At 70.6% G+C, this 11704-nt stretch carries 10 protein-coding genes; 5 read left to right on the plus strand and 5 right to left on the minus strand.

Annotated features, from left to right (window positions below; genetic code table 11):
* Positions 1-127 precede the first annotated feature (127 nt).
* On the minus strand, positions 128-2815 hold the full coding sequence (mutS, locus tag Q7T09_RS14450; RefSeq protein WP_304700588.1) for a DNA mismatch repair protein MutS: 2688 nt from the start codon (positions 2813-2815) through the stop codon (positions 128-130).
* Positions 2816-2911: 96 nt separating this feature from the next.
* On the opposite strand from mutS, the gene Q7T09_RS14455 reads away from it, so the two are divergent.
* A complete protein-coding gene (locus Q7T09_RS14455; protein ID WP_304700589.1) occupies positions 2912-3433 on the plus strand; it encodes a GNAT family N-acetyltransferase in 522 nt (173 codons plus the stop codon).
* On the opposite strand, the gene dnaJ is transcribed toward Q7T09_RS14455, so the two are convergent.
* From dnaJ to Q7T09_RS14470, 3 genes are all read right to left on the minus strand, one after another.
* A complete protein-coding gene (gene dnaJ, locus Q7T09_RS14460) occupies positions 3430-4578 on the minus strand; it encodes a molecular chaperone DnaJ (protein WP_304700590.1) in 1149 nt (382 codons plus the stop codon). The genes Q7T09_RS14455 and dnaJ overlap by 4 nt on opposite strands.
* A gap of 153 nt (positions 4579-4731) precedes the next feature.
* The gene (dnaK, locus tag Q7T09_RS14465; protein WP_304700591.1) at positions 4732-6639 is read right to left on the minus strand and encodes a molecular chaperone DnaK; all 1908 of its coding nucleotides are present in this window, start codon (positions 6637-6639) and stop codon (positions 4732-4734) included.
* A 175-nt stretch (positions 6640-6814) separates the two neighbouring features.
* The gene (locus Q7T09_RS14470; RefSeq protein WP_304700592.1) at positions 6815-7315 is read right to left on the minus strand and encodes a hypothetical protein; all 501 of its coding nucleotides are present in this window, start codon (positions 7313-7315) and stop codon (positions 6815-6817) included.
* 20 nt (positions 7316-7335) lie between these two features.
* Between Q7T09_RS14470 and Q7T09_RS14475 the strand changes: the two genes are divergently transcribed.
* From Q7T09_RS14475 to Q7T09_RS14485, 3 genes are all read left to right on the plus strand, one after another.
* On the plus strand, positions 7336-7950 hold the full coding sequence (locus tag Q7T09_RS14475; protein ID WP_304700593.1) for an alpha-ketoglutarate-dependent dioxygenase AlkB: 615 nt from the start codon (positions 7336-7338) through the stop codon (positions 7948-7950).
* Between the two features lie 71 nt (positions 7951-8021).
* Positions 8022-8909 (plus strand): dienelactone hydrolase family protein, encoded by an 888-nt coding sequence (locus tag Q7T09_RS14480; RefSeq protein WP_304700594.1) that lies wholly within the window; start codon positions 8022-8024, stop codon positions 8907-8909.
* A gap of 74 nt (positions 8910-8983) precedes the next feature.
* Positions 8984-9685: a DUF502 domain-containing protein gene (locus Q7T09_RS14485; protein WP_304700595.1), complete on the plus strand. Its 702-nt coding sequence runs from the start codon at positions 8984-8986 to the stop codon at positions 9683-9685.
* Between the two features lie 4 nt (positions 9686-9689).
* Here Q7T09_RS14485 and Q7T09_RS14490 read toward each other — a convergent pair whose 3' ends face one another.
* The gene (locus tag Q7T09_RS14490) at positions 9690-10145 is read right to left on the minus strand and encodes a hypothetical protein (RefSeq protein ID WP_304700596.1); all 456 of its coding nucleotides are present in this window, start codon (positions 10143-10145) and stop codon (positions 9690-9692) included.
* Between the two features lie 159 nt (positions 10146-10304).
* On the opposite strand from Q7T09_RS14490, the gene Q7T09_RS14495 reads away from it, so the two are divergent.
* A partial coding sequence (locus Q7T09_RS14495; protein WP_304700597.1) for a DNA translocase FtsK 4TM domain-containing protein occupies positions 10305-11704 on the plus strand: 1400 nt, incomplete at its 3' end.

Consider the following 11704-nt stretch of genomic DNA (forward strand, 5'->3'; position numbering starts at 1 on the left):
TAATCTCCTGCGGCGCGGAAAATGGGGAGGAGGCCCGCGCTCGTCGGAGGCGTTTTTGTACCCTGGCGCTTAAAAAATGGTGCAGCGCGATGCTTAATATTTTGCATCGCACCATTCTCTGGCGAGCCTAGCTGAGCAGCCCCTTCAACCGGTAGAGCGCCGCCATGGCCTCCCGCGGGCTCATGCTGTCGGGGTCGAGCTCGGCGACGGCGGCATCCACCGCGCTGGGGCCCGAACGCTCGGCGAGGCCGGGCGCCGTGGCGGCGAACAGGGGCAGGTCCTCCAGATGGGCCGGGGCGCCGGTCTCCCGCTCCAGGCGCTCCAGCACCTCGCGGGCGCGGACCACCACCGGGGCGGGCACGCCGGCCAGCTTGGCCACCTGCACGCCGTACGAGCGGTCGGCGGGACCGGGGCCCGCCTCGTGCAGGAAGATCAGGTCGCCGTTCCACTCCTTGGCCTTGAGCGACAGGTTGGCGACGTGGGCCAGCCGGCCCTCCAGCACCGCCAGCTCGTGATAGTGGGTGGCGAACAGGCCCCGGCAGCGGTTGGTCTCGTGCAGGGCCTCGGCGCAGGCCCAGGCGATGGCCAGGCCGTCATAGGTGGCCGTGCCCCGGCCGATCTCGTCGAGGATGACCAGGGAGCGCGGGGTGGCCTGGGTGAGGATGGCGGCGGTCTCCACCATCTCGGCCATGAAGGTCGAGCGGCCGCGGGCCAGGTCGTCGCCCGCCCCGACTCGGCTGAACAGGCGGTCCACCACCCCGATCCGCAGGCTCTGGGCGGGCACGTAGCAGCCCGACTGGGCGAGCACGGCCAGGAGCGCGTTCTGGCGCAGGAAGGTGGACTTGCCGGCCATGTTCGGCCCGGTGACGATGGCCAGGCGCGGGCCCACGACCCCAGCGCCGTCCAGGCGGCAGTCGTTGGGGGTGAAGGGCTCCCCGGCCCGCTTGACCGCGGCCTCCACCACCGGATGGCGGGCGGCGACCGCCTCGAAGGCCGTGGAGCGGTCGATGATCGGGCGCGTCCCGCCGACGTCGTCGGCCCATTCGGCCAACCCTGCGGCCACGTCCAGGCGGGCGGCGCCCTCGGCGGCGGCCTGGATGGCGGCGGCCACCCCGATGGCGGCCTCGCGCCAGGCCTCGAAGGTGGCCACCTCGATGGCCAAGGCCCGCTCGGCGGCCTGGGCGATCTTGGCGTCCAGCTCGGCCAGCTCCACGGTGGTGAAGCGCACCTGGTTGGCCAGGGTCTGGCGGTGGATGAAGGTGGCGTTGAGCGGCGGGGCCATCAGGGGCTCGGCGGCCTTGGCCGTGGTCTCGACGAAATAGCCCAGGACGGCGTTGTGGCGGATCTTCAGGGCCACGCCACTGTCGGCCTGGAGCTGGGCCTCCAGCTGCAGGATCACCCGGCGGCTGTCGTCGCGCAAAGCCCGCGCCTGGTCCAGCTCCGGCCGGACCCCGGGGGCCACGAAGCCGCCGTCGCGGGCCTGGGCCGGCAGCTCGTTCCCCAGGCCCTGCGCCAGCATCTGGCGGAAGGCGCCCAGGTCGAAATGGTCGTAGGCGTGCAGCACGGCCAGCGCGCCGGCGACCTCGGCGGGCGGCGGCGGGTCCAGGGGCTCCGGCGCGCCGGCGAACAGGGTGGCGATGGCCTCGCCGCGGGCCAGGCCGTCGCGCAGGCAGCCGAGGTCGCGGGGGCCGCCGCGCCCCAGGGCCAGGCGCGACAGGGCTCGCGCCATGTCGCCGAGGCCCTTGAGCTCCTCCCGCAGCTTCTGGCGCAGGGGCCGGCGCTCGACGAACCAGCCCACGGCGTCCAGGCGCGCCTCGATGGCGGCGGGGTCCAGCAGCGGCCTCGCCAGCCGCGCGGCCAGCATCCGGGCGCCCGGGGCTGTGATGGTGCGGTCGATGGCGCCCAGCAGGGAGCCCTCGCGGGAGCCCGAGAGGCTCTTCTCGATCTCCAGGCTGGTGCGGGTGGCCGGGTCGATGGCCATGACGTCGGCCTCGCCGGCCCGGCGCGGGGCGGTCAGGGCCGGCAGGCGGCCGGCCTGGGTGGTCTCCAGGTGGGCGGCGATCAGGCCGAGCGCCGAGATCTCGGCCCCCGACAGGGTCCCAAAGCCGTCCAGGGTCTCGACGCCGTAGAGCCGCTTCAGCCGGGCCTCCGACGCGGCGGGTTCGGCCAGCGCCGAGGGCATGGGCTGGATAACCCCGCCGGCGCTGCGCAGGGCGGTGTTCATGCCTTCGTCGGCGAACAGCCGGTCGGGGACCAGGATCTCGGAGGGACCCAGCGCGGCGAGCGCCGAGGCCAGGTTCTCCCGGGCCACGGCCCAGCACTCCACCTCGCCGGTGGAGAGCTCGACGCTGGCCACGGCGGCGGCCCCGGCGCGGACCGCCACGGCGGCCAGCCGGTTGGCGCCGCGCGCATCCAGCAGGCCGTCCTCGGTGAGCGTGCCGGGCGTCACCACCCGGACCACATCGCGCCGCACGATGGACTTCGACCCGCGTTTGCGGGCCTCGGCGGGGTCCTCCATCTGCTCGCAGACGGCGACCTTGAAGCCTGAGCGGATCAGCTTGGCCAGATAGGCCTCGGCGGCGTGGACCGGCACCCCGCACATGGGGATCGGCGCGCCGCCGTGGTTTCCCCGGGCCGTCAGGGTGATGCCCAGCGCCGCGGCGGCCTTCTCCGCGTCCTCGAAGAACAGCTCGTAGAAATCCCCCATGCGGAAGAAGACCAGGGCGTCGGGCTGGCGGGCCTTGGCCTCGAAGTACTGGGCCATGACCGGGGTGGCGCCGGCGGAGTCCGCGGAGGGGGGGATCTGGGCGTTCATGCTCGGCGCGGAGGTTAACGGCGCCCGCCGTCCGCGTCAGCCCCTTGAACAAAAGCCCGCGGGCGCCAAGCTGTGGTTAAGTCCGGGAGGTTTCCCATGCACGTCATCTTCCCCGTCGGCCCCGACGACGCCGAGGCCCTGGCCCAGGTCCACGTGACCGCCTGGCGCGAGACCTATCGTGGCCTGCTGCCGGACTCCTATCTCGACCGCATGAGCGTGCCGGTGAACGCCCGGCGGTTCGCCAAATCCCTGGTCAGTCCGGCCGAGCACGAGATCGTCCTGGCCGCCGCCGACCGGGAGGGGATCGTGGGCTATGCGGCGGGCGGGCCCTCGCGCAGCCGCGCGCCCGGCGAGGCGGAGGTCGCCACCCTCTATGTCCTGCGCGCCCACCAGGGCCAGGCCTTGGGCCGGCGGCTGCTGACCGCCGCGGCCCGGGTGTTCGCCGACCAGGGGGCCAGGTCGCTGATGATCTCGGTCCTGCGCGACAACATCCCGGCGCGCGGCTTCTACGAACACCTGGGCGGACAGGCCGACGCGCCCCGCAGGGAGCCGGGCCCCGGCGGGGTGACCTACGAGGTCAGCTACCGGTGGCCGGATATCCGGACGCTGGCGCCCTAAGCCCCCGTCACCTCTTCCCAGAAGCGCTTGGCCTTGCCGAGGAAGTTGGCGGACTTGGGATGCTGCTGCTCCCCGCAGAGATCCGACAGCTCGCGCAGCAGCTCCTTTTGACGTGCATTGAGTCGAGTTGGAGTCTCCACGAAGAGCTCCACCACCAGGTCGCCCCGCTCGCGGGAGCGCAGGGAGGGCATGCCGCGGCCCTTGAGCCGGACGGTGCGGCCGGTCTGGGCGCCTTCCGGCACCTTGACCTCGATCTTGCAGTTCCCGTCGCAATTCTCCCCGCCCATCAGGCAGGGGGCCTCGATGGCGCCGCCCAGGGCGGCCACCGTCATGGGCACCGGCACGGTGCAGAGCAGGTCCAGGCCGTCGCGCTCGAACAGCTCGTGCGGCTTCACCGAGAGGAAGATGTAGAGGTCGCCGCGCGGCCCGCCCCTCGCTCCGGCGTCGCCTTCTCCCGCAAGTCTTATGCGGGCGCCGTCGTCGACCCCGGCCGGGATGCGGACCTGCAGGGTGCGCTCCTTGCGGACCTGGCCGTGGCCGCGGCACTCGACGCAGGGATCGGCGATGATCTGGCCCGAGCCGCCGCAGCGGGGACAGGCGCGTTCGACGGAGAAGAAGCCCTGGCTGGCGCGGACCCGGCCGGCGCCGCCGCAGCCGCCACAGACCGTGGGGCTGGTGCCGGGCTTGGCGCCCGAGCCGTCGCAGGCCTCGCACTGGATGGAGGCGGGGACCACTATCTCCACCTCGGAGCCGGCATAGGCCTGCTCCAGGCTGATCTCCAGATCGTAGCGCAGGTCCTGGCCCCGGGCCGGGCCGCCGCGCTGGCGGCGTCCGCCGAACATGTCGCCGAAGACGTCGCCGAACACCTCGTTGAAGATGTCGTTCACGTCGTGGAACTGGCCGCCGCCCTGGCCGCCGCCGCCGCCATTGACGCCGGCATGGCCGAACTGGTCGTAGCGCGCGCGCTTCTGGGGATCGGAGAGGACCGAATAGGCCTCGTTGATTTCCTTGAACCGCCCCTCGGCCTCCTCGCAACCGCCATTGCGGTCAGGGTGGTGCTCCATGGCGAGCTTGCGGAAGGACGACTTGAGCGCGGCTTCGTCGCAGCCGCGCGTCACGCCCAGGATGTCGTAATAGTCCCGCATCAAATCATCAGGCGTTCAAATTGATCTTCATGGGAGGTGGGATCGCCCGGCCCCGGCTGCAAGCCTTGGGCCAGGCGCGATCGCCGCGGCGCGGTGTCGCTCCCCACGACGACCTTTCGCAAGGAATGCGAAGGGCCGCCATGGGGCGCGAGGTCACGCGGACTTCTTGCTGTCGTCGTCGCTGACTTCCTCGAACTCGGCGTCGACGACGTCGTCACCGGCCGAGGCGTCAGGTTGCTCACCTTCGCCGCCGCCCTGCTGGGCGGCGTACATGGCCTCGCCCAGCTTCATGGAAGCCTGGATGAGGGTCTGGGTCTTGGTGGCGATGCCTTCGGCGTCTTCACCTTCGAGGGCCGACTTCAGGTCGGCGAGCGCGGTTTCGATGGCCTCCTTGTCGGGACCGCCGATCTTGTCGCCGTGCTCGGCCATGGCCTTCTCGGTGGAGTGGACCACCGCCTCGGCCTGGTTCTTGGCTTCCACCAGGGCCTTGCGCTTCTCGTCCTCGGCCTTGTTGCTCTCGGCTTCGCGAACCATCTTTTCGATGTCGGCGTCCGACAGCCCGCCATTAGCCTGGATGCGGATCGACTGCTCCTTGGCGGTCGCCTTGTCGCGGGCCGAGACGTTGACGATGCCGTTGGCGTCGATGTCGAAGGTCACCTCGACCTGCGGCACGCCGCGCGGCGCCGGGGGAATCCCCACCAGGTCGAACTGACCCAGCATCTTGTTGTCGTGCGCCATGGGCCGCTCGCCCTGGAACACCCGGATGGTCACCGCCGACTGGTTGTCGTCGGCGGTGGAGAAGGTCTGGGAGCGCTTGGTGGGGATGGTGGTGTTGCGCTCGATCAGCGGGGTGAACACCCCGCCCAGGGTCTCGATGCCGAGCGTCAGGGGGGTGACGTCCAGCAGCAGCACGTCCTTGACGTCGCCCTGCAGAACCCCGGCCTGCACCGCGGCGCCCAGCGCCACGACTTCGTCGGGGTTCACGCCCTTGTGGGGCTCACGACCGAAGAACGCCTTCACGGTGTCCACGACCCTGGGCATGCGGGTCATGCCGCCCACCAGGATCACTTCGTCGATGTCGGTCTTCTTCAGGCCGGCGTCCTTCAGGGCCATCTCGCAGGGGCCGACCGTCTTGGCGATCAGGTCCTCGACCAAGGCTTCCAGCTTGGCGCGCGACAGCTTGATGTTCAGGTGCAGCGGACCCGAGGCGTTCATCGAGATGAAGGGCAGGTTCACCTCGTACTGCGTCGTGGTGGACAGCTCCTTCTTGGCCTTTTCGCCTTCTTCCTTCAGGCGCTGGAGGGCCAGCTTGTCCTTCCGGAGGTCGACGGAGGTTTCCTTTTTGAACTCCTCGGCCAGGTAGTCGACGATCCGCAGGTCGAAGTCCTCACCGCCCAGGAACGTGTCCCCGTTGGTGGCCTTCACCTCGAAGACGCCGTCGCCGATCTCGAGGATCGACACGTCGAAGGTGCCGCCGCCGAGGTCGTAGACCACGATCTTCTTGCCGTCGTTCTTCTCAAGCCCGTAGGCGAGCGCCGCGGCGGTCGGTTCGTTGATGATGCGCAGGACTTCGAGACCGGCGATGCGGCCGGCGTCCTTGGTGGCCTGGCGCTGGGCGTCGTTGAAGTAGGCCGGGACGGTGATGACCGCCTTCTCGACCTTCTCGCCCAGGTGCTGCTCGGCGGCTTCCTTCATCTTCTGAAGGATGAAGGCCGAGATCTGCTGGGGGGAATAATCCTTGTCGTGGGCGCGGACCCAGGCGTCGCCGCTGGGACCCTTGACGATGTCGTAGGGCACCATGCCCTTGTCCTTCTCCACCGTCGGATCCCCATACTGGCGGCCGATCAGGCGCTTGATGGCGAAGAGGGTGTTGGACGGGTTGGTGACCGCCTGGCGCTTGGCCGGCTGGCCGACGAGGCGCTCGCCGTCGTCGAGAATGGCGACCACCGAGGGGGTGGTCCGGGCGCCTTCGGCGTTCTCGATCACTTTCGGCGTCTTGCCGTCCATGATGGCGACGCACGAATTGGTGGTGCCGAGGTCGATGCCGATAATCTTGCTCATATCGAGTCCTGCTCGCTCCTTGTTGGCGGACGGCGCGTGTGGGCCTTCTAGTGAAGCACCCCCGTTCTTGTCACCGCCCCCGGTCGAAAAAGGGTCTCGGGCGGTTAGCCCAAAGAAGGCGCCGCCGTCGAGTCGCGATATGGGGCTCCTGTTAGCCGCTACAAGTCCAATGCCCCTAAAGTTTCCGGGGTTTATCGGTGGGCGATGCGCAAAATCCGGCCAGGAACGCCCCATAGGCCAGGGGCGGAAAGGGCGTCTGGCCCCGGCGGCTCGCCACGAAGGCGTGCTGCACAACCATGGCCTGTTGCTCGATATTGAGATCGCCGAAGCTGCGCCCCGACAAAAGGTCGTAGGCATAGGCCTCCGGGCCATCGCCGCACCGGAGCTTGGCCCACAGGAGGCCGATTCCCCGCTGGGCCTGCCAGACATGGGTCAGTTCGTGGACGAACAATCCCTGCAACCCCACGGGCGACCGCGAGAAGTCACGGGTCGCCGCAGCCATCGGAAACACCATCAGCCGCGAGCCGGCCGCAAAGGCCCTGGGCCAGACCGGCAGGGCCAGGATGCGCACGCGCCCGGCGGCCAGGCCTTCGCCGAACACCTCGCGGGCCAGCGCCCGCTCGCCGTCGGTCAGGGGGCGCAGGGACAGGGGGCGCATGGGGGCGGGCGGCGTCATCTCGTCCTATATGGGGTCTGATGGAGCCTGTTTCGCAAATCGGATTTCGCCTGGCGCCCGCCGCTCTTGATGCTGCGGCGCAAGAGGCCCTGCTGGCGCAGGTGCTGGAGAAGGTGGCGGCCGCGCCCTTCTACCGGCCGGTGACGCCGGGCGGTAAGCCCATGAGCGTGGAGATGACCAATTTCGGCCCCCTCGGCTGGGTGACCGACGCCGGCGGCTATCGCTATCAGCCCACCCACCCGGTGACCGGGGCGGCGTGGCCCGACATTCCGGAGGTTTTGCTGCGCCTCTGGGCCGAGCTGGCCGACCCTGAGATTCCCCCCGACGCCTGCCTGGTCAATCTCTATCGGGACGGGGCGAAGATGGGCCTGCACCAGGATCGCGACGAGGCCGATTTCAGCTTTCCGGTGCTGTCGGTCTCGCTGGGGGACACCGCCCTCTTTCGCATCGGCGGGACCAGCCGGCGCGACCCGACGACCTCGGTGCGGCTGGCGTCCGGGGATGTCTGCCTGCTGGCCGGGCCGGCGCGTCTGGCCCGTCACGGGATCGACCGGATCATCGCCGGCTCCTCGCGTCTGATCCCCGGGGGCGGCCGTATCAACCTCACCCTGCGCCGCGCCGGGCCCGTGGCCTGAACGCGCCGAGCGGCTGGACTCAGAGGCGCCTGGCCCGCAGGATCAAGTCAACCCAAAGAACGAGGACGCCCATGACCACGCTGACCCGTCCCGAAGGGACCAAGCCGTCTGATCTCAACCTGTCGCGCCGGGGTCTCGCGGTCGCGGCGCTTGGCGGCTATGCGGTCTTCGCCCTGTCGGCCCAGGCCGAGCCGATCACGACGCCGGAGACCGGCCTGGTCACCGAGACGGTGCAGATCTCCCCGCCCGACACCCAGATCCCGGCCTATCTGGCGCGGCCGGCCGGCGCTGGCCCCTATCCGGTGGTGATCGTGGTCTCGGAGATCTTCGGGGTGCACGAATATATCCGCGACGTCTGCCGCCGGCTGGCGCAGCTGGGCTATGTGGCCATGGCGCCGGACTTCTTCGCCCGGGCCGGCGACCCCTCGGGCATGAGCGACTATGCCGAGATCCGCAAGATCGTGGCGACCGCCACCGACGAGCAGGTGATGGGCGACCTGTCGGCGGCCATGGCCTTCCTCAAGGCCCAGGACTACGCCCAGGCCGACACCGCGGCGATCACCGGCTTCTGCTGGGGCGGCAACATCACCTGGCAGGCCTGCCAGCGGCTGAACCTCTTCAAGGCCGGGGTCGCCTGGTACGGCCGCCTGGCCCGCCCCGCCGACGCGCCCGCCGATGAGCGCCAATGGCCGGTGGACATGGCCGCCGCTCTCTCGGCGCCGGTGCTCGGCCTCTATGCCGGCCAGGACCAGGGCATTCCCCTCTCCGACGTGGAGAAGATGCGTAGCGCCCTGGCCGCGGCGGGCAAGACTGACAGCGAGATCCTCGTCTATCCAGAGTCCCAGCACGGCTTCCACGCCGACTATCGCTCGGCCTATGACGCCGCAGCCGCCAAGGACGGCTGGACCCGGATGCTGGCCCACTTCGCCAAGCACGCCGTGGCGCCCGTCCCGGCATAAGGTCGCCATGTTTCCGGAAGGCGACGGCTGCGTTTAGGTAGTCCTTCAACGCAGCCGACGGAGCCGCACGCCCCATGGACCCCGCCGTCCGACAATTCCTGGTCCGCTGGCCCCAGACCCTGGCCCTGGGCGCTGTGACCCTGGCCCCCCTGGCCCTGACCGTCTGGGCCCTGTGGCTGCTGGCCAAGCTGGCGGCCCTGCTGGGCGCCCTGGTGATCCGACCGCTCACCTCCCTGGGCGGCGGCGGCGATGAGGGCGGGGTGTTCACCACCGTTCTGGAAATCCTCACCGCCCTGGTGATCCTCACCATCGTCGGCGCCCTGGCCCGCGGGGCCGCGGGGCGCGCCTTTGGCAAGGCGGTGGATGACCTGGTCAGCCGCATCCCGGTGGGCCGCACCATCTATTCCTCGGCCCAGAAGCTGATCGCCAGCTTTCAATCGCCGATGGAGCAGGCCCAGAAGGTGGTGCTGATCGAATTTCCGTCGGACGAGATGAAGACGGTCGGCCTGGTCACCCAGATCTTCCGGGCCGCCGACAGCGGCGAGGAGCTGGCGGCGGTCTATGTGCCGACCACGCCAAATCCCACCTCGGGCTATGTGGAGATCGTGCCGGTAGACCGGCTGATCTGGCTGGACTGGACCCTGAACGAGGCCATCCAGTTCATCGTCTCGGCCGGCGTCACCGCGCCGGAGGCCATCAAGTATCGCGACCGGGGCCGCCCGCCCCTGGCCGATATCGGGCCGCGACCGCCGGAAGAGACGCCGCCGACGCTCTAGCCGTCTAGAACGGCGGCAGCTCGGACGGGGTCAGGCCATCCACGAGGTCGCCGATGGCGTCGCCGCTGGGGGCAGGGGCCGCAGGGGCCTTGGGCGCAGGCGTCTTGGCCGGGGGCGGGCGCTGGGCCGGCGGTTCGTCCGGCACCTGCAGGGCCGGGATCTGCGGATCGGCCGAAGCCGTCTCTACGGCGGTTTCGGTCGCGGCGACGGTCGCCCCGGATTCGCCAGCCTCGTCTTCGACGGGCGCCTCGCGCCTGGCGAGACTCTGATTGTTTTCGTCCAGGGCCTCGGCGTCGGTGGCGACCACGGGGGCGACCGACGCCTCAGACCCGGACGCCTCGCCGGGCAGGCGACCGCCCCGGGGCTCAGCGCCGATCACGCCCAAGGCGAAGGCGATGCCGGCGACGCCCAGCAGGGCGAGCGCCACGAGGCGGAGAACGGGTTGGGGGACGGTCCACATGGCTGAAATCCTAGTGCGGCAGGGCCTTCAGCGGAAGCGGCTTCGTCGGCGCAAGCGGGGTTTGCGCCGTCGTGTCGCCTCCGGCGCACTGTCATCGAAGTAAACGCCTCTTAACCCTCCCGACCCATAGATGGGTGGCTTGTCTTTCCTGGAGGCCTTATGGCGCGGGCGGCGCGAAAATCGGGTGTGGAGCTGGGGCTCCATGTGGCCCGGCTGGCTTGGATCCATCCGCTGACCGCGCGGCTGCGCGGCGGGCTGCTGGCGGCCGCCGGCGTGGCCGTCGCCCTGGCGCTGGCCACCTACAACGCCGCCGATCCGAGCCTGAACGCCGCCACCGGCCACGCGCCGCTCAATGTGCTGGGCGGTCCCGGGGCGACCATCGCCGATATGGGCATGCAGTCCCTGGGTCTGGCCGCGGGCCTGGCCGCCCTGTTGATGGTGATGTTTGGTCTGTCGCGCGCCCTGTCGCCTGATCCCGACGCCAACCGCGCCGACCTAAGACTCCGCGCCCTCATCGGCCTGGCGGGCGTGCTGGGCCTGGCCGCGCTGATGTCGTGGCCGGCGCCGCCGGCGATCTGGCCCCTGGCCAAAGGCCTGGGCGGTTTCTGGGGCCATGGCCTGCTGGCCGGCTTCGCCGGTCTGCTGGACTTCGCCCGCATTCCCGCCGCCCGCCCCATTTCAGCCCTGCTGCTGGGGGTGGCCGGCGCGTTCGCCCTGGCCTTCGCCCTGGGCATCCGCCGTTTCAATCTGACCGGGATGGGCGAGGCCATGGCCCACGCCCTGACCCCCCGGCCCAAGGTGGAGATCGAGCCCCGACCCGAGCCCGCTCCGGCCCGGACCGCAAGGGCGAGGCGCGCCGCCCGCGCCGCCGAGATCCCTGCCGAGGCCCTGGGCGCGGCGCCGGCTGCGGCCCCGGCGCCGGTGACGGCTTCGGGGGCTTCGGTTGAGGCCGAAGGGGCGAGCCCGCCGCTCGCCATCCGCGCGCCCAAGACCCCGCCCCGGGACTCCTCCCGTGAGACCCGCGAGAATCAGGGCGTGTTCGACTTCGTCCGGCCTGATGGCTTCTCGCTGCCCGAGCTCTCCATGCTCGCCAAGCCCAAGCCCCGGGCGGCGGCCTTCGACGAAGGGGCCCTTCGTCAGAACGCCCAACTTCTGGAAGGCGTGCTGGCCGAGTTCGGCGTCCGCGGCCAGATCGACCAGATCCGCCCCGGTCCCGTGGTCACCCTCTATGAACTTGTGCCCGCCCCCGGCGTGAAGTCGGCCCGGGTCGTGGCCCTGTCGGACGACATCGCCCGCTCCATGTCGGTCGCCGCCTGCCGCGTCGCCGTGGTGCCCGGCCGCAACGCCATCGGCATCGAGCTGCCCAATCAGAAGCGCGAGACCGTCTATCTGCGCGACCTGCTGGCCAGCCCCGAATACGAGCGCTCGACGCTCGCCCTGCCCATGGCGCTCGGCGAGAACATCGGCGGCGAGCCCTATATCGCCGACCTCTCGAAGATGCCCCACCTGCTGATCGCCGGCACCACCGGCTCGGGCAAGTCGGTCGGCGTCAACGCCAT

The sequence above is a fragment of the Phenylobacterium sp. genome, assembly GCF_030645195.1.
Taxonomy (GTDB): Bacteria; Pseudomonadota; Alphaproteobacteria; order Caulobacterales; family Caulobacteraceae; genus Phenylobacterium.